The sequence below is a fragment of the Paenibacillus sp. MER 99-2 genome, from assembly GCF_023714095.1.
Taxonomy (GTDB): domain Bacteria; phylum Bacillota; class Bacilli; order Paenibacillales; family Paenibacillaceae; genus Paenibacillus.
The window spans coordinates 1-18,257 of sequence record NZ_JAMAUZ010000008.1 but is presented as its reverse complement, the minus strand read 5'-3'; the positions used below and the strand labels follow the sequence as shown (position 1 = coordinate 18,257).

The window sequence follows — 18,257 nt, the reverse complement described above, 5'->3', positions numbered from 1 at the left end:
CTCATAAATAAGGTGAAATAATCAATATTAATCCGCCCTATATCCTTCTTTTACATCACTGCTCTCTAAATAAAAAACGAACCCCCTCCACAAAGAGATGATTCGTTTATTGTTACTATCGTAAAGGTGTAAGGTACAAAAGCACGGCGAAGAAGTGAAGAATACTGCCCGCCAGTACAAACAAATGCCAGATAGCATGATGGTACGGGAATCCACGCCACACATAAAACAGCGTTCCGAGCGTATACATCAGCCCCCCCGTTACTAATAACACAATTCCTCCTGAAGGAATTGCAGCTACAAGCGGCTGCCATGCAATGACGATGAGCCAGCCCATGGCAATATAGAAGATTGTGGACATAAACAGAAACTTTTTCGTAAAAAACGCCTTGAAAATCACGCCGAATAACGCGATGCCCCAAATGACTCCAAATAACGTCCAACCCAGTGTGCCGCGGACAGCAATGAACAAGAAGGGCGTATATGTTCCTGCTATAAACAAATAAATAGAGGAATGATCGAAAAACTCAAACAAGTCTTTGGCTTTCCCCTCTTTAAGTGCGTGTACTAGCGTTGAGTTGGTATAGAGCATAAGCATCGTGATCCCGTAGATCGTGAAACTGACCACATGCCATGCCGTACCTTTCATACTGGAGAATACAATTAATAGTACCAATGCAGCCACACTAAGCGCAGCACCGATCCCATGAGTTACTGCATTGGCGACTTCTTCACGGCGGGAATAGGTATAGGTATTGGCCATATCAACCGTCCTTTCTAACCCTATTTTAAGTTCAATTTTATTCCATTATACACCAATTGCCGTAGATAAACATGTTGAGCATACGCTTATCAACGGCAATAGAGTCATGTATACGATACGTTCGTGTTCCCAAAAATGCTGTGTCTGTGTAAACCATCAGTTGACGGTAAAATTACTCTTCAGTAGACCCCTCTTCTACCTGCTCCTGAATTAATCCAGCAAACAGTGCGTGTACGAACTGCTCAGAGTCGAATGGCTGCAGATCCTCCATTTTCTCACCCAAACCTACCATTTTCACAGGCAAGTCCAACTCTTGGCGAATCGCAACCACGATCCCTCCCTTAGCTGTTCCATCAAGCTTCGTCAGTACAAGTCCTGTCACGCCACTTTTCTCTCCAAAGAGTTTCGCTTGATTCAGGGCGTTTTGTCCTGTCGTTGCATCAAGCACCATCAGCACCTCATGTGGAGCATCCGGAATTTCACGCTGAATAACACGATAAATTTTGTTCAGCTCTTCCATCAGGTTGGATTTATTTTGCAGTCGACCAGCTGTGTCGCAGAGCAAAATATCCGCGTTACGCTGTTTAGCGGCTTGCACAGCATCAAACATCACTGCCGCCGGATCCGAACCCGCTTGCTGCTTAATGACTTCCACTCCAGCACGTTGTCCCCAAACCTCTAACTGTTCGATTGCACCTGCACGGAATGTATCCCCTGCTGCCATAATGACTTTTTTGCCCTGCTGTTTGTAACGATGTGCAAGTTTACCAATTGTCGTTGTTTTTCCAACACCGTTAACGCCAACAAATAGAATTACCGTAATTCCATTCGGGTTTAGCTTTAATTCATTATTTTGTTCTCCGCGCAGCAAGTCAGTTAGTTTCTCAGAAAGCACAGGCTGTAGCTCAGCCGCGTCCTCAATCTTGCGTTTTTTCACCTCAACACGTAATTCATCAATGAGATTCATCACGGTGTTAACACCAACGTCTGCTCCAATTAGAATTTCTTCCAATTCTTCGTAGAATTCCTCGTCGATTTTTTTGCGTCTAACCATAAGGTCAGATACTTTCTCAACAAACTCTTTGCGTGTCTTTTCGAGTCCTTCCTTAAACTGCTTCGTAACCGACTCCGTTTTGCTAGCAATGCTATCTCTCAGCTTCTTAAAAAAACTCATAAAGCCCCTCCATCGTGTGCATAGTCATACTTCATTTATAATAGACCATCTGTAATATTGCCCATACTTCGTAGTGCTCTTTTTAGACACGACCTAGTTAAACCATCTATGCGATCTCCGCTTCCTCGTCCTCCAACCTAACTGAAACGAGCTTGGACACGCCGCCCTCTTCCATCGTAACGCCATAGAGAACGTCAGCCTCCTCCATCGTACCCTTGCGGTGTGTCACCACGATAAACTGGGTTTGTTCGGAGAATTCACGTAGATATTGAGCAAATCGAACAACGTTCGCTTCATCCAGTGCAGCTTCAACTTCATCAAGAACACAAAACGGCACGGGTTTAACATGCAGGATGGCAAACAACAATGCCATCGCTGTGAGCGCTCGCTCTCCCCCGGACAATAGCTGCAAATTTTGCAGCTTTTTGCCTGGCGGCTGAGCGACGATATCTATTCCCGTATCCAGCATTCGCTCAGGATCCATTAGGACGAGATCCGCGCGTCCACCACCAAATAATTTGGAGAATACGGTGCCGAATTCACGGCGAATCGCATCAAACGTTGATTTGAAACGCTTAGCCATCTCGTCTTCCATCTCACGGATGACTTGATACAAGGTTGTTTTGGCCTCAACCAGGTCATTCTTCTGTTCACTGAGGAATTCATAACGTTCATTGACACGCTGGAATTCTTCAATCGCTCCCAGATTGACCTCACCAAGCGCAGATATACTTCGTTTGAGCTTCTGTACCTCAGCCTGTGTGCTTTCTACATCCTCTGGTACAGGATAACGCTCTTTAGCTAGCTCATATCCGAGCTCATATTCATCGGTCAATTTACGCAAAATATTTTCGAGCTCAACATCAAGCCTGTTCACGGAAATCTCGGTCTGACGCATCTGCTCTTCCACTGCTTTGAGCTGTGTGCGCTGTTCCTTCGTTTCACTTTCCGCAAGCTCTAGCTTCTTCGACAATTGACTTCGAGCAGCACGCTTGAAATCAAGCTCCTGAGAAGCTTCTGCTTTCTTCAGCTTGTACTCGTTCAGATTCTCAATCTGCGTAACGCTCTCAAGTTGTGTTTTCTTCAGATCCGCTTCCATCGAGGCAAGCAAGGTACGATTCTGACGAAGTTCCTTCACAAGTGACTCGACTTCTCGTTCCAAACGGCGTAGCTGCTCTTCATTGGAATAACGCTCTTGATCCAGCTTACCTTCCCGCACTTTCAGTTCAGTCAATTGGCTCTGCAATTCCTCTTTGGCTGATTCATTGGCCTTACGCGCGAATTCAGCAGCGTGGATAGCACGATGCGTTGCCTTCTCTTCCTCTTCAAGCTGAGCAAGCTTTTGGACAGCGACCGCACGAGCATTATCCATCTCTTGAATCTCTTCTTTGAATCCACTCTTCTCTTGACCGGCTACAGCAACCTGCTCCAGTACGTGACGAAGCTCATGCTCAACCTGCTTCATTTCCATCGATGCCTGCTGTTCCGCATTACGCGTATCATCACCAGACTGTCGCAGCTCATCCAGCTTGTCCTGGCACTGCTCCAACTGAGCTTTCACATCGTCCACACTGCGATGCAATTTGACGATTTGGTTTTCGGTATCCACAATGTCTTGGTCCAACTGATCCAATTGCCGTTTACGGCTGAGCAGACTGCCGTTTTTCTTGTGCTGGCTTCCGCCTGTCATGGAACCACCTGCGTTAACCACATCGCCTTCAAGGGTTACTACCCGGAAGCGATATTGACACCGTGCAGCAATTTTGTTGGCTACCTCCAACGTTTCTGCAATGATGACATTTCCAAGCAAGCTACCGATAATCGAAGCATACGTGGAGTCATATTGAACCAGATCGGCACCAATACCAACAAATCCATCCATACCTTCAATCATCGAGCGCTCATTAGCACCAATTGTACGTGGACGAATGACATCCAGCGGCAGGAATGTAGCTCTACCTAGTTGTCGTTGCTTCAGAAAAGATATCGCCTGTCTGGAGACCGATTCGTTCTCCATGACGATATGTTGCACAGACGCACCCATCGCCGTCTCTACCGCAAGTTCAATCTTCTCAGGTACTTTGATCAGCTCAGCTACCGCACCATGAACCCCGCTCAGTGTACCTTTACGGGACGCCTTCAGGACTTCTTTAACACCGAGCATGAAGCCATCAAAATCATCCTGCATTTCTTTCATCGTATCACGTCTGGAAACTTGAGCTTCACGCTTCTGCTCCCATTTCCGCACGGTTCCGCGACTCTCTTCCAGCAGCTTCTGCAAGGACTGAAGTCGTTCACTCTCGGTAATGTATCCCCCGCGGAGTTCACTAATTTCCTTGCCCAGACGAGCAACCTTTTTCTCAATTTCCGCCTTCCGCTGCTCTAACGTTTCCTTTTGCTCTTCCCATTTGCCCGACTCCTCGGATGCACGACTCATACGTCGCTCCAGCGTTTCTTTTTGCTGATCCACATAACGAATTTCGTTCCGTGTCTGTGCCATCTGATTCATTAATTCGAGCAAATTACCTTTGAGACTCTCTTCTTGTTGTTGACTGATACCTCCAGTCACCCCAATGAGCTTAGCCTCTTCCTCGGACAGGCTGTTTCTCACTTCCGTAAGTTCTTTCTCCAGCTTAGCGAACTTCTCACGAAGGGAGAGCAACTCAGCCTCACGCTCGCGGTGCTTTTCTTCACTGGCTGCAACGGTCACGGTCAATTGCTCATGGTTCGTTTGCAGATTGCGAGCTCGTTCTTTTAATAATTCTCTGTGCCCTTCACTCTTCTCGGTTGCTTCACTGAATTGTAGGAGCTCCGATTGCAGTCGCTCCGTCTCAGCTTCGAGTGTACGTAACGCATTTCGATCGCTCTCTAGCTTTGCATCATGTGTGGAGACAATTGCAGAGAGACCAACCTCTTCCTGTTTTAACGATTGTAAACGTTCATTAGCCTTGCTCCAGGAAGCATGGATTTGTTCAATCTGATACACATACATCGAAATTTCTTGAGATTTCAACTGACTCCGTAATTCCTTATAGTGAATTGCCTTCTCCGACTGTTCTCTGAGCGGGCCAATCTGATCTTCTAGTTCAGTAACGAGGTCATGAATCCGCAGCAAATTTTGCTCTGTTTCATCCAGCTTTCGTGTAGCATCCCGTTTACGGGATTTATATTTGACGATACCAGAAGCCTCTTCGAAGATTCCCCTGCGATCCTCTGACCGGGTACTCAAAATCTCTTCAATTCGTCCCTGTCCAATAATCGAGTAGGCTTCTTTACCGATCCCTGTATCCATGAACAATTCTGTAATATCTTTCAAACGGCATGATTGCTTATTTATAAAATATTCACTATCTCCGCTACGGTGTACACGACGTGTCACGGTCACCTCACCAAAATCTAAGGCAAGCGCATGATCCTCGTTATCGAGCGTTAAAGAAACTTCACCATAATTGACGGCTTTTCGCGCGTCACTACCAGCAAAAATAATATCTTCCATTTTGCCGCCACGTAGTGATTTGGCGCTTTGCTCCCCCAATACCCAGCGAATTCCGTCAGATATATTACTTTTTCCACTACCGTTCGGGCCCACAACCGCGGTTATGCCACGAACAAATTCCATCTCTGTTTTGTCGGCGAATGACTTGAATCCACCCAGTTCAATACGTTTAAGAAACATAGGGCTTCCCGTCACCTCCTCTTGCAAATTTCAGTTGTTGCAGCGCATATGATTGAATTAGGAGTACCCTAACCTCTCTTTACAAAAAAAAGAGCAAAAAGCAGTCCGGCTAATCATTCCGCCGGGGCGGACCCGCGGGGCTGCTCTTTGCTCTTCGTTTGTCTATGCGCTATCGGTAAAGCCTCAGGCTTCCGGAAGCTTCAATCGTTCCAGCGCTGCTGATGCAGCCTGCTGTTCAGCTTCTTTTTTGGAACGTCCTGTACCTCTGCCAAGCCGTTCTTGACCCATATGGACCTCGGAGACAAACTCCCTTTCATGGGCAGGACCCCGTTCTTCAACAATTCGATATTCCAAAGATCCCATGTTGTGATGCTGTGTGAGTTCCTGCAACTCCGTTTTGTAATCACTCATTTGCAGCTTGCCGCCCAGAACGATTAACGGAAATACATGCTGATCCAGAAACGCCCTAACCGGCTCCAGTCCCTGATCCAGATATAATGCACCGATGAAGGATTCAAACACATCAGCTAGCAGCGCTGGCCGCGTCCGTCCTCCAGTCAGTTCCTCACCTTTTCCAAGAAGTACATACTGTCCAAAACCCAATGCTTCAGCAAATTTGACAAGGGAAGGTTCACAGACAATAGATGCCCGCAGCTTCGTTAGTTCACCTTCCGGACGGTTAGGATACAAATGATACAAGTATTCCGAAACAGTCAACTCCAATACCGCATCGCCTAGAAACTCCAAACGTTCGTTATCCTGATGTTGACTGAACCGGTGTTCGTTTACATACGAAGCATGGGTAAACGCTTGTTTTAAAAGCTGCCTGTTGTCAAATTTGATTTGAAGTTTGTGCTGTAATTGCTTCAGATCTTCACTCAAATTGAACTAGCCCCTTATGCTTCAAATTTTTTGAGAATAATGGTGGCATTGTGACCGCCGAATCCAAATGAATTGGACATTGCAATATTAACTTTCGTTTGACGCGGAACATTTGGTACATAGTCAAGATCACATTCTGGATCTTGGTTCTCCAGATTGATCGTTGGAGCAAGTGTCTGATGTGTCAGAGACAATCCACAGATTACCGCTTCAACCCCACCAGCAGCACCAAGCATGTGACCCGTCATCGATTTAGTGGAACTCACAGCCAGCTTGTACGCATGATCTCCAAACGCTTTCTTGATTGCCAGCGTCTCTGAGCGGTCACCTACAGGTGTGGATGTTCCGTGAGCATTGATATAGTCCACTTCTTCAGGTTCAATACCTGCATTGCGAAGTGCCATCTTCATACAACGAGCTGCTCCATCTGGATCTGGTTCAGTCATGTGATGTGCATCCCCAGTCAATCCGTAACCAATGACTTCACCATAGATACGTGCACCACGTTTTTGAGCGTGTTCCAGTGATTCCAAAATCAGAATACCTGCACCCTCACCCATAACGAATCCATCACGTCCCGTATCAAACGGACGGCTAGAATGAGCTGGATCATCATTACGTGTAGACATCGCACGCATTGCACAGAAACCAGCAAGTCCAGTTGGGCGGATCGTTGCTTCAGCTCCTCCGCAGATCATTGCATCTGCATCACCGTTAGCAATCAACTTGAAGGAATCTCCAATGGAGTGTGTTCCGGTAGCACAAGCAGTTACTACGTTAATGTTCGGTCCTTTTGCACCAAGAGAGATCGACATTTGACCAGAAGCCATATTCGAAATCATCATTGGGATGAAGAACGGGCTAACACGTTTAGGACCTTTTTGCAGCAATGCGTTATGCTGATCTTCCCAAGTACCCAATCCACCGATACCGGATCCGATCGATACGCCAAAACGCTCTGCCTCAATGTTCTCGTCAATTTTCAAGCCGCTGTCTTCCACAGCTTTGAAGCCGGCAGCTACAGCAAACTGAACAAAACGATCCATTTTGCGTGCGTCCTTACGATCCATATATTCTTCCGGGTTGAAATCCTTGATTTCGGCGGCAATTTGAGTAGTATATTCACTTACATCAAATGCCTCAATCTGAGAGATTCCGGACTTACCTGCCATTAAACTTCCCCAGAACGTCTCTAAATCTTTTCCGAGCGATGTCATTACGCCCATTCCGGTAATTACTACTCTTTGTTTCAAACCGACTCACCTCTATATCGACTGCTTTACGCAAGTATTTTTGTGGAAAATCCGCAGGTGACACGTAAGAAATCAAGATGAATTCCTGACTTAACCTACGCTTCCTGCGGAATGAGAAAAACCAATGAATGATGAGAAGTCCCGCCTGTTCGAAAACAGGTGCGGGACTGAATTGACTTTAGGTATGAGATTGTATGTAGTTTACAACTTCACCTACGGTCGTGATTTTTTCTGCATCTTCATCAGAGATTTCCAAATCGAATTCATCTTCCAATTCCATGACCAATTCCACTACATCCAAAGAATCAGCACCCAAATCTTCTTTGAAAGATGCTTCAAGTGTAACTTCAGCTTCGTCTGCGCCCAAGCGGTCGACAACGATGCGTTTTACACGCTCCAATACATCGGACATCCGGTTCACCTCCTCCTTGGTATTATACGAGAATCGCAGGCAAAATGCCATAGAAGACATATGCGGCTCCCGGCCGGGGAATCCGGCCTTTTTCCGGCATTTCGGATCGTCCAGCGCCTGTTCCCCGACTATTGTTCACGTCAGGAAAGAATTACATGTACATGCCACCATCGACATGAAGTGTCTGACCTGTCATATAAGATGAAGCTTCTGATGCCAGGAATGTTACGACACCAGCAATTTCATCCGGCTGACCCAGACGGGACAATGGAATACCACTTAGCATACCATCAACCAATTCCTGGGACAGTTCTTTCGTCATATCCGTTTCAATGAAACCTGGTGCAACACAGTTCACTGTGATGCCTCGTGAAGCGAGTTCACGAGCAGATGCTTTCGTCAAACCAATCACGCCTGCCTTAGCGGCAACATAGTTGGCTTGACCTGCATTACCAAGTACACCTACAACAGAGGAAATATTAATAATTCTTCCTGACCGCTGCTTCATCATCGGGCGCGTAACTGCCTTCAGGCAGTTAAATACACCTTTTAGATTCGTCTCAATAACCTGATCAAACTCTTCTTCTTTCATACGCATAATCAGGTTATCACGAGTAATTCCCGCATTGTTAATGAGAATATCGACATTACCCCACTCTTCAAGCGTGGCTTTGACCATCTGTTCAGCCTCATCCATCAGACCCACATTAGCCTGAACGGTAATGGCTTTGACCCCTTTGGCACGGATCGCTTCCGCTACCTCCTCAGCAGCCGCTTGGCTGCCCGCATAGTTCACGGCAACGTTGGCACCCGCCTCCGCCAGAGCAAGCGCGATACTGCGTCCAATTCCACGGGATGCACCTGTAACCAATGCATTTTTTCCTTCTAGCTGTTTAGACATAATCTTTCCTCCTCTCCCAAATATAGAGTTACTACTTACCACTCCGATGACAGAACAACGTTCCGATCGCTGTTATCCCCAGATTTTTTTGATCCCCTTTTCTAAAGGGAAAATCTTGTGATAGCATATGCTTCCGATGTGGCTTTCTTTAAGAAAGCTTTCAGGCAAACGCTTCGCTTCTTCACGTTTTTTTATTGCAAGGCAGCTGCCGTTGCTTCAAGCGTTTCAAGACTGTTTACGTTGTACAATTTTACGGTTTTATCTGTCTTTTTAATTAAACCCGTTAGTACACTTCCCGAACCAATCTCGATAAACGTGTCTACACCTTGCTCAATAAGCCATGTCACACTGTCTTCCCATAATACGGGAGAATAGACCTGTTCTGTCAACAATTGTTGAACTTGTCCATCTTGTACCGGCTGTGCAGTCACATTAGCCACAACAGGAACATTAGCTGGTGCGAAAGAAACAGTTTTAAGTTTATCTGCTAGTTTCTCTGCCGCATCCTTCATCAAGGAAGAGTGGAACGGCCCACTGACTTCCAGTGCAATTGCACGTTTGCCGCCTGCTTCTTTCACACGTTCCACTACTGCAGCAACGCCTTCTTTCACACCTGAAATGACAATTTGACCCGGGCAGTTCATGTTCGCCAATTCAACAGCATGTCCGCTTTCAGATACGTCACGGCAAAGCACCCCCAGCGCTTCCCGATCCGCACCCAGTACTGCAGCCATCGCTCCCTGTCCACCTGGTACAGCCTGCTCCATGTACTGACCGCGTGCCCGGACAATACTTACCGCATCAGCAAACGACAATACGCCTGCCGCCACTAGTGCACTGTATTCTCCCAAGCTATGTCCAGCCATGTAATCCGCTTGAATCCCTTTTTCCTTAAATGCCTCAAGCCAAGCAATACTTGCTGTCAACAGAGCCGGTTGTGTATTTGATGTCTGTTTCAACTCAGTCTCCGGACCTTCAAATATCAGGTTGCTCAGCGAAAAGCCAAGCGTTTGATCAGCTACTTCAAAAATTTCTTTTGACGCTGGAACCGTCTCATACGCTTCCTTCGCCATACCTACCGCCTGTGATCCCTGACCGGGAAATACAAATGCTATTTTACTCATCAGATTCATCTCTCCAAGCTATCTAATTTACCAAACGAGTACAGATGCTCCCCATGTCAGTCCGCCGCCGAATCCAACCATCAGTACGGTATCTCCAGCTTTCATGCGTCCTTCTTCAGCAGCTTCAACCAAAGCAAGCGGGATAGAGGCCGCTGATGTGTTAGCATATTTATCAACGTTCACAACTACTTTTTCTTCTGGAAGATCTAGTCGCTGCATCGCGGATTGAATGATACGAATATTAGCTTGATGCGGAACAAACAAATCTACGTCTGAGCGATCCAGACCTGCTTTGTTCAACACTTCTAGCGTAGCCGTTCCCATAACACGTACCGCAAATTTGAATACTTCCCGACCATTCATGTAGATGTAATGCTTTTTGTTCTCAATGGTCTCTGCAGAAGCCGGTAAACGCGAACCTCCACCTTCCAGTTGAAGCAGGCTACCACCCGCACCTTCAGCACCAAGATCAAATGATTTGAATCCACGGCCTTCAGGCACTTCCCCAACGATTACCGCGCCTGCGCCATCTCCGAACAGTACACAGGTATTCCGATCCGTGTAATCCGTAATCCGGGACAGACAGTCTGCACCAATAACGAGCGCATTATTGTATAGACCACTTTTGATAAAGCTTGTCGCTGTCGCAAGTCCATATACAAAACCAGAGCAAGCAGCAGACAGGTCAAACGCAGCTGCACCTTTAGCGCCTAATTTATCTTGAAGAATACAAGCAGTAGAAGGGAAAGCAGAATCTGGTGTAATCGTTGCAACGATGATTAGGTCCAAATCGCTACCTGTCATACCCGCAGATTCCAAAGCCTTGATCGCTGCTTCATATGCCAGATCCGAAGTGGCTTGATCCGGTGCAGCGATGTGACGCTCTTTGATTCCTGTTCGACTGACAATCCACTCGTCATTTGTATCTACCATTTTTTCAAGATCGCTGTTTGTCAAAATTTTCTCAGGCACATATTTCCCCGTACCAATAACCCCAACCGGGCGCAAATTATTCATGTCGTCACTCACTTCCCGCTAATTTCCTTAGATATGCTCTCCACTAGCTGATTCTGTACTGCGATCCGTGCTTGACGCACTGCATTTTTGATCGCATTCCCATCGGCCGACCCATGACTCTTAACAACCAGTCTGCTTAAACCGAGAAGCGGCGCGCCGCCATGCTCGGTATAATCCAGTTTCCGTTTCAGACCTCTCAGCTCAGGCATAAGCACAGCAGCAGCCAATTTGCTTTTGAGTGACGATGAGAACTGTTCTTTGAGCAGAGTAAAAATGGCACCTGCTGTGCCTTCCAGCGATTTTAACAATATATTTCCTGCAAACCCGTCGCAGACAAGCACATCACATGCACCTGTCAGTACGTCACGAGCTTCAACATTACCTACAAAACGAATCGGTAACTGCTCCAGCAAAGGATAGGCATGCTTCGTGAGTTCGTTTCCTTTACCAGGCTCTGTACCTACATTCAACAAACCAACTCGCGGTGAGTCAATACCTTGAACCTTCTGTCTATACAAGCTCCCCATAAGTCCGTACTGCGCAAGATGCTCTGGCTTCGCATCCATGTTAGCGCCAAGATCCAATGCAAGCACACCTACATCATCAATCGTTGGAATCATCGGTGCAAGTGCTGGACGCTCGATGCCATCCATGCGACCTACAACTAGTAATCCGGTTGTCATGAGTGCTCCGGTATTGCCCGCAGAGATCATGGCATCTGCTTCACCTTCCTTCAGCATCCTTCCGGCAACGACCATGGAAGCATCCTTTTTACGGCGGACAGCTCTCACGGGTTCATCGTCCGAACCGATAACTTCAGAAGCATGACGAACGGACAGATTAGCAGGCTTAACCGCAGCTTGACTCAGAAGCGGTTCAATTTGGGCTTCGTCGCCAACCAGAACGATCTGTGTATCCGTCCATTCTGTGGCGGCTGCGATCGCCCCTTCGACCGTTGCCGCAGGGGCATTATCGCCTCCCATAGCATCAATGACAATCTTCATACCAGTTGACCTCCCTCTACGCTGTCTTCTCCACCCGAACGGTAGATAACAAAGTTGCCTTGGAATACCATTTCTTCCCCCACATAAGTGAACACTTCCACTTTGGCTTTTCCCTTCTGACCTGAGATCGATCTGACATAGGCCTTGGCAATACATTTCTCAGCCAGATGAACAGAACGCACAAAACGAATGTCTGCCGATGCAGTCAATGCGATCTCATCATTAATCACCGCTACAGCAAGGGAGTTCGCCTGGGCAAAAACATAGTGACCACGAGCAATACCCGTTCTGGAAAAGACATGCTCTTCCTTAATCTCAAACAAGGAGATTCCACTCTTGTCCAACTGCAAGTCTACAATATCACCGATAATCTCATGCAGAGGCAAAGAGCGAACCTGATCGTATGAGCGCTCTGCCATTAGTTTCATCCGTTCCCGAAGCTCAGGTATGCCAAGCTCCAGCCTGTCGAGACGAATCGTCTGAATACTCACTTTTAACTGTCGTGTAAGCTCCTGATCCGTCACAAACGGGTTGTCTTCGATCATTTTGGTCAACTGTTGCTGCCTCTGTCTTTTCGGTACACGTTCGATGCCTGACACCCCCCAGCTATATCGTTTACGGAACCGCCCATCCGGTCAGTTCTATCCTTAAGTGGTTGTTCAAAAAGTCCGCTTTTGATTACGAAGGATGCGCGAGCGGCATCTCAGCATTGAATATGAGATTCAGCCGAAAACCGACCTTTTTGAACATGCACTTTAAGTACATATTACTCTATAATTACGCCCTAACTTCAGGGCCTTTCTTCGTACAAGTTATAACTCATATCTATGTAACGTCAAATCTTAGAACCTGGTACTAAACTATAGTATATCTCATCCTGTGTCAAAAAGAAAGGCTGATCCACCAAAAACAATCCGTTATTCTGAAGCTTCGCTCCACCTGCCCGTATTATACGAAACCCCTTGTCCTATACCGAAAAAATATCTATATAGATTGAACTAGACATTTGACAGAAGCAACGCGGATAGAAGTAAAGTGAAGCAACAAAGCGTCTAAGCTCCATCCCTACAAAAAAATAAAAAAGAAAAAGTAGCACTCCACCTAAATGAAGTACTACTTATTAGCTAGCTATTATTGAGAGATGATCTCTCTTGCTTTGTACGTTCCGCACACTTTGCAAACGTGGTGACTAAGTTTCAGTTCGCCACATTGCTCACATTTCACCATGCCCGGTACAGCCAATTTAAAGTGAGTGCGACGTTTGTCGCGACGCGTCTTGGACGTTCTCCGTTGAGGTACTGCCATTATTCCCACCTCCTTATCAAAATCAACCTTTGCAGGTAGTTGTTACGTTCGATTTTCAATCATGCTCATTTAAAAAAATCCTTGAGCCCTGCAAGCCGCGGGTCGATAACTTCGTTATCACAACCGCAGTCACCTTCGTTCAACTCGTGGCCACACTTAGGGCATAACCCTTTGCATGTATCGCTACAGAGCGGTACAAACGGAAGATGTAGCAGAAAAGTTCCCTCGGCATAAACCTTCAGATCAACGCTATCTTCATCCACATAGAAAGTATCGTCGTCTTCGTGCAATTCCTCTGGTTGTTTTCCCTGCTTGAATTGCTCATGAAAATCAATATGAAAATGTTCATTAATCGGCTTAAGACATCTGGAGCATAACATGTCCGCTCCTGCTGTCAGCTTGCCATGAACATCCACAACGTTTCCCTCTTTCTGTTCTGCAGATAAATCCGCAGTCAGTGGGGTAACGGCTGTGATATCTTGTCGGTTAGAAACCAGTTCCTTAACATCCCACTGTTCATTGAACTGTAGGGGACGATCACTGGTTGCCACTTTGCGAAATGGCATTAACATTTCCATCACTCCAAACGAAACCAATCTCATAATTGTTGTCAAACGCATTACGACATGTATACAGATCAAGCTGAGGTATAAGCACTTCATTTCCTGACTGTATGTATTCTGACGCTATATCATTAAAACTATTATGAAATTGACTTAACAAACAAAAATCATTATACCGATTTTCCAAGAGGTTTGTCAACACTTTTAACTTTACACCCTTTTTTATAACCGATGTTCTCCAACCGAACACACACATTGAAACATTATAGGCTTACTTCAAGCGAACTACAAGCATCTATTGCATGAATAACCGGTCACAATTCGTTGATAATTAGTGTGATCTATATCACACGACCCTCCATGCTCCGTATCTATACTTGTTGTAAACCGAGGCACATTAAGCATGCATGACGGATTTATTCTACTATTTTAAGTGAATGTAGTGATCGGGCAATAAGAAAACGGAATGCAGCTAAACATGGAGCTTACGGATATTGTGCAACTTTTATAGAGAACGAACGTGGTGTAATGGAGATGAAGAAAATCTTCTTCGACCACATCCGCTTCTGTTTATTCCAAACTAAGTACTTACGACGACGCTAGTGAAGCCGCTTAGCAGACTACGTCACAACCTGCTTTTTTTGCTAATTAGATTCTAATAGTGCGTGTTCAAAAAGAGCGGTTTTCAGTACCAAGAAGATGGGATGAAGATAGAAATGGAGTAGCGGAGCGTAGGCAAAACTACGTGAGCAACGGACATTTCGGCTGAATTCCATATAGGGCGCTGAGATGCCTCAAGGCATCCTTCGTAATCAAAAGCGGACTTTTTGAACAACCTCTAATACGTTCATCTTATTATCGGGAGGGAATTTCATGTTAAGTGAAAACACGATTAAGGTCATCAAATCCACAGTCCCTGTGCTCGAAGTACACGGTGAAGCCATTACCCGCCATTTCTATCAAACGATGTTCACCGCGCATCCAGAACTGTTGAATATATTCAACCACGCTAACCAGAAACAGGGACGGCAACAGGCAGCCCTTGCAAACATGGTATATACCGCCGCCTTGCATATCGACAATCTCGCTGCCATCTTACCTGCGGTACGCCAAGTCGCTCATAAACACCGTAGCCTTGGCATTGTTCCCGAGCAGTATGCCATCGTTGGTACGTATCTGCTTCAAGCGATCAAAGACGTGCTCGGGGATGCAGCAACCGATGAAATTATAACGGCATGGGGCGAAGCCTACCAAGTCATTGCAGACGCATTTATCGGAATTGAACAGGATATGTATGCTACAGCAGAGAAACAAACGGGCGGCTGGGAAGGCTTCCGTTCGTTCAAAGTGGCGAAGAAGGTGCAAGAGAGCGACATCATTACCTCCTTCTACCTGTATCCAGAGGATGGTCTGCCCATTTCCAGCCATGAACCGGGACAATATATCAGCATCAAAATTCATCCAGAGGGTCATCCATTTACCCAGATACGTCAGTATAGCCTTTCTGATGCTCCTGATAAACCTTATTACCGTATTTCTGTCAAAAGAGAACAGGGTTCCATGGATCGTCCAGATGGGGTGATCTCCACATATCTCCATGAACACATTTCAGAAGGCTCTGTTGTTGAGTTATCCGCTCCGGCTGGCGATTTTACGCTTCATGCAGAAGACCCTCGCCCTATTGTACTCCTAAGTGGCGGGGTGGGTATTACGCCAATAATCAGTATGCTGAATACCCTTGTACAAAAGGGAGATAAACGTCCAATCACATTTTTGCATGCCAATGTAGACAGCGCCAACCATGCATTCCGTGAACATATTAACCAACTGGCTGAGAATAATGACAATGTTCGTGCGTACTATTGTTACACCCAACCGAGCAGCTCAGATCGCGATATTTCATGTTATCACAAGGAAGGTTACATGGATGCCGACTGGCTTCGTCAGATCATAGACAACTTGGATGCAACATTTTACATGTGTGGATCTGTCCCATTCATGCAGAGCGTCTATGCAGCACTAGATGAAATTGGCGTATCACCTGACCAGATCCATTATGAATTTTTTGGTCCAAAGGCACAGCTCGTCCCTTCTGTAGAAGGTGTATAACGTATAAACTTGCGATTTCACAATAAAATGACGGGCTTACCCTTCAAAAGGCATGCTTAAGCATCTTACGATGCGAGAGTGATGCCTTTTTTGCAATGTTTGTGGCGGCCTTTGATTTGATCATCCGACCCACCTGACCTATTATGGTAGAAGATGAATTTCTCAAATATGATTGAGCCAAACATTATATACATTGTTGAAAAGAGTTTCTTAGTTTCTGGAAAAGGAGTGTACCATACATATGAAGGCCGTTGGTGTCATTGTTGAATATAATCCGCTGCATAACGGGCATGTCTATCATTTAAGCGAAGCCCGGCGGCTTAGCGGTGCGGATGCTGTCGTTGCTGTGATGAGCGGCCCTTTCCTCCAACGCGGCGAACCCGCCATCGTAGGTAAAAGGGCACGCACCGAGATGGCGCTTCATGCTGGCGCCGATCTCGTGCTTGAACTGCCGGTTGCCTACGCCGTACAACCGGCGGAGTGGTTTGCGTATGGTGCGGTAGCATTACTGCACCATACCGGGGTTGTCGACTCGCTCTGCTTCGGCAGCGAGTCGGGGGACCTGGACAGCCTGCAGCGCATTGCGCGCGTGCTGGCTGTAGAGCCTGCAGGGCTGCGCGAGGATATCGCGCGCCGCCTGCGGGAGGGCGCCAGCTACCCCGCCGCGTACGCAGGCGCGGCGGCGGCACTGGCGCCTGGCGGCGTCGATGCTCGCGACGCCGCTGCACTGCTGGAGCAGCCCAACAATTCGCTTGGGCTGCACTACCTGATCGCGCTGGAACGGTTAGGCAGCGCGATCCAGCCCTTTACCGCGGCGCGTACCGGTGCCGCGTATCACGAGGCGACGCCCGGGCCTGGGGCGATCGCCAGTGCAACAGCCGTCCGCCGCTTGTTGATGGCGGACGGGCTCGAAGCCGCCGCGCAGTACGTGCCGGCGGCAACCCTTGCCATTCTCCAGCGCGAATGGCAAACCCGGCGCGCTCCCGTGGACTGGGAGCGCTTTGTCCAGCCGCTGTTGCACATCGCGGCGACCCGCCGTGCCTCCGAGCTAGCCAGCATCGCCGAGGTCACGGAAGGACTAGAGCATCGGCTGATCCGTACCCTGTCTCAGCTGGCGGAGCCTTCAGTTGATGCCTTGCTTAGTGCATTGAAGACCAAGCGGTATACGCGGACGAAGCTGCAACGGATGTTAACACATGTGCTGTTAAATCATACTAAGGCTGAGTTATCCCCCAGCATCTTGGCTGAAGGGCCAGGCTACCTTCGAATCCTTGGCTTCAGCTCGAAAGGTCAGAGCCTGCTCAAACAAATGAAACGTTCCGCATCTCTACCCGTCGTGATTAAGCCATCTACCTTTAGTCACAGCCAGCTTGAACTGGATATACAGGCTCAGGCAGCATATGCCCTCGCTTACGCTGACAAAGACACAAGAACGATGTACAGCGACTATTTTGATCCACCAATAAGATACTAAATAGGAATATAAGCATACTCAATCTGCGGGATATTCTATCATTGAGGATATGTGACTACAACCGATTGAGCTTACCAAAGACATTCAGTTCCTAAATACCGTTATACTTCGGTTAACCCCTTGTTGTTACAGGAACTAATGGTTCGATAATCATGTCTGAAAGCCCTTGGTCAAAATCAGAGTTATATTGTGCTCAAAAGACAAAAAACCTTCCACTGTAGCAGGTGAATTCTGCTCAATGGAAGGTTTTTTTGATCAGGCAAAGCCTATTCATGAACGAGCCTCTCTCCCTACACCGTCTCGTCGCTGTAAACGAATCTGAGAGACCTTATTCCGTCATTTCACAACGAATGGAAATGGTAACGAACCTGAGAAACGTTATATTGCAAAATACCACGGAATGAACCTAATTCTCGCGTCCAAAAGGCTCATTAGCGTGTCTATGGACCTATGTCAAGAAAGTAGACACTTACGCGACGGATTTGTCCGTAAATTTCTTCGCAAAACGAGTAGGGGAAAGATAACCTAGCGCACCATGCATTCGCTTGCGGTTGTAATAGAACTCAATGTACTGGTAAATGGCGTTATAAGCCTCTTCTG

Annotated in this window: 16 protein-coding genes; 2 read left to right on the top strand and 14 right to left on the bottom strand. The window is 46.9% G+C overall.

Going from position 1 to position 18,257, the window contains the following annotated elements; all coding sequences use genetic code 11:
* Positions 1-115: 115 nt before the first annotated feature.
* From trhA to M3636_RS23705, 13 genes are all read right to left on the bottom strand, one after another.
* Positions 116-763 (bottom strand): PAQR family membrane homeostasis protein TrhA, encoded by a 648-nt coding sequence (trhA, locus tag M3636_RS23765; RefSeq protein ID WP_145411277.1) that lies wholly within the window; start codon positions 761-763, stop codon positions 116-118.
* A 172-nt stretch (positions 764-935) separates the two neighbouring features.
* A complete protein-coding gene (ftsY, locus tag M3636_RS23760) occupies positions 936-1,937 on the bottom strand; it encodes a signal recognition particle-docking protein FtsY (RefSeq protein ID WP_128101375.1) in 1,002 nt (333 codons plus the stop codon).
* A 106-nt stretch (positions 1,938-2,043) separates the two neighbouring features.
* Positions 2,044-5,613, bottom strand: a complete 3,570-nt coding sequence (gene smc, locus M3636_RS23755) for a chromosome segregation protein SMC (RefSeq protein ID WP_145411276.1) — start codon at positions 5,611-5,613, stop codon at positions 2,044-2,046.
* Between the two features lie 183 nt (positions 5,614-5,796).
* Positions 5,797-6,495: a ribonuclease III gene (gene rnc, locus M3636_RS23750; RefSeq protein ID WP_128101374.1), complete on the bottom strand. Its 699-nt coding sequence runs from the start codon at positions 6,493-6,495 to the stop codon at positions 5,797-5,799.
* A 14-nt stretch (positions 6,496-6,509) separates the two neighbouring features.
* Positions 6,510-7,748, bottom strand: coding sequence for a beta-ketoacyl-ACP synthase II (gene fabF / locus M3636_RS23745; RefSeq protein ID WP_056700515.1), 1,239 nt, complete (start codon positions 7,746-7,748; stop codon positions 6,510-6,512).
* Between the two features lie 178 nt (positions 7,749-7,926).
* A complete protein-coding gene (acpP, locus tag M3636_RS23740) occupies positions 7,927-8,160 on the bottom strand; it encodes an acyl carrier protein (protein WP_024630176.1) in 234 nt (77 codons plus the stop codon).
* A gap of 151 nt (positions 8,161-8,311) precedes the next feature.
* A complete protein-coding gene (gene fabG, locus M3636_RS23735) occupies positions 8,312-9,061 on the bottom strand; it encodes a 3-oxoacyl-[acyl-carrier-protein] reductase (RefSeq protein ID WP_251384249.1) in 750 nt (249 codons plus the stop codon).
* 191 nt (positions 9,062-9,252) lie between these two features.
* Positions 9,253-10,185, bottom strand: coding sequence for an ACP S-malonyltransferase (fabD, locus tag M3636_RS23730; protein ID WP_251384248.1), 933 nt, complete (start codon positions 10,183-10,185; stop codon positions 9,253-9,255).
* A 27-nt stretch (positions 10,186-10,212) separates the two neighbouring features.
* Complete coding sequence (locus M3636_RS23725; RefSeq protein WP_145046248.1) at positions 10,213-11,202, bottom strand: beta-ketoacyl-ACP synthase III; 990 nt, start codon at positions 11,200-11,202, stop codon at positions 10,213-10,215.
* A gap of 8 nt (positions 11,203-11,210) precedes the next feature.
* Positions 11,211-12,206, bottom strand: coding sequence for a phosphate acyltransferase PlsX (plsX, locus tag M3636_RS23720; RefSeq protein WP_251384247.1), 996 nt, complete (start codon positions 12,204-12,206; stop codon positions 11,211-11,213).
* The gene (gene fapR, locus M3636_RS23715) at positions 12,203-12,796 is read right to left on the bottom strand and encodes a transcription factor FapR (protein ID WP_174715340.1); all 594 of its coding nucleotides are present in this window, start codon (positions 12,794-12,796) and stop codon (positions 12,203-12,205) included. The genes plsX and fapR overlap by 4 nt, the downstream gene beginning before the upstream one ends.
* Positions 12,797-13,337: 541 nt before the next feature.
* Complete coding sequence (rpmF, locus tag M3636_RS23710) at positions 13,338-13,511, bottom strand: 50S ribosomal protein L32 (RefSeq protein ID WP_017689233.1); 174 nt, start codon at positions 13,509-13,511, stop codon at positions 13,338-13,340.
* Between the two features lie 65 nt (positions 13,512-13,576).
* The gene (locus tag M3636_RS23705) at positions 13,577-14,083 is read right to left on the bottom strand and encodes a YceD family protein (RefSeq protein ID WP_145411274.1); all 507 of its coding nucleotides are present in this window, start codon (positions 14,081-14,083) and stop codon (positions 13,577-13,579) included.
* A gap of 864 nt (positions 14,084-14,947) precedes the next feature.
* Between M3636_RS23705 and hmpA the strand changes: the two genes are divergently transcribed.
* Both hmpA and M3636_RS23695 read left to right on the top strand, forming a co-directional pair.
* The gene (gene hmpA, locus M3636_RS23700; protein WP_251384246.1) at positions 14,948-16,183 is read left to right on the top strand and encodes an NO-inducible flavohemoprotein; all 1,236 of its coding nucleotides are present in this window, start codon (positions 14,948-14,950) and stop codon (positions 16,181-16,183) included.
* A gap of 241 nt (positions 16,184-16,424) precedes the next feature.
* Entirely contained in the window at positions 16,425-17,657 is a 1,233-nt protein-coding gene (locus tag M3636_RS23695) for a nucleotidyltransferase (protein WP_251384245.1), read from the top strand.
* Positions 17,658-18,126: 469 nt separating this feature from the next.
* Here the strand turns inward: M3636_RS23695 and M3636_RS29835 are convergent.
* On the bottom strand, positions 18,127-18,257 hold a 131-nt coding region (locus M3636_RS29835), incomplete at its 5' end, for an IS3 family transposase (RefSeq protein WP_353056303.1).

What these genes read in the sequence shown, in the direction of transcription:
- trhA (WP_145411277.1), bottom strand. Translation starts at nt 763, where the DNA reads ATGGCCAATACCTATACCTATTCCCGCCGTGAAGAAGTCGCCAATGCA.
- ftsY (WP_128101375.1), bottom strand. Translation starts at nt 1,937, where the DNA reads ATGAGTTTTTTTAAGAAGCTGAGAGATAGCATTGCTAGCAAAACGGAG.
- smc (WP_145411276.1), bottom strand. Translation starts at nt 5,613, where the DNA reads ATGTTTCTTAAACGTATTGAACTGGGTGGATTCAAGTCATTCGCCGAC.
- acpP (WP_024630176.1), bottom strand. Translation starts at nt 8,160, where the DNA reads ATGTCCGATGTATTGGAGCGTGTAAAACGCATCGTTGTCGACCGCTTG.
- fabG (WP_251384249.1), bottom strand. Translation starts at nt 9,061, where the DNA reads ATGTCTAAACAGCTAGAAGGAAAAAATGCATTGGTTACAGGTGCATCC.
- fabD (WP_251384248.1), bottom strand. Translation starts at nt 10,185, where the DNA reads ATGAGTAAAATAGCATTTGTATTTCCCGGTCAGGGATCACAGGCGGTA.
- M3636_RS23725 (WP_145046248.1), bottom strand. Translation starts at nt 11,202, where the DNA reads ATGAATAATTTGCGCCCGGTTGGGGTTATTGGTACGGGGAAATATGTG.
- plsX (WP_251384247.1), bottom strand. Translation starts at nt 12,206, where the DNA reads ATGAAGATTGTCATTGATGCTATGGGAGGCGATAATGCCCCTGCGGCA.
- rpmF (WP_017689233.1), bottom strand. Translation starts at nt 13,511, where the DNA reads ATGGCAGTACCTCAACGGAGAACGTCCAAGACGCGTCGCGACAAACGT.
- M3636_RS23705 (WP_145411274.1), bottom strand. Translation starts at nt 14,083, where the DNA reads ATGTTAATGCCATTTCGCAAAGTGGCAACCAGTGATCGTCCCCTACAG.
- hmpA (WP_251384246.1), top strand. Translation starts at nt 14,948, where the DNA reads ATGTTAAGTGAAAACACGATTAAGGTCATCAAATCCACAGTCCCTGTG.
- M3636_RS23695 (WP_251384245.1), top strand. Translation starts at nt 16,425, where the DNA reads ATGAAGGCCGTTGGTGTCATTGTTGAATATAATCCGCTGCATAACGGG.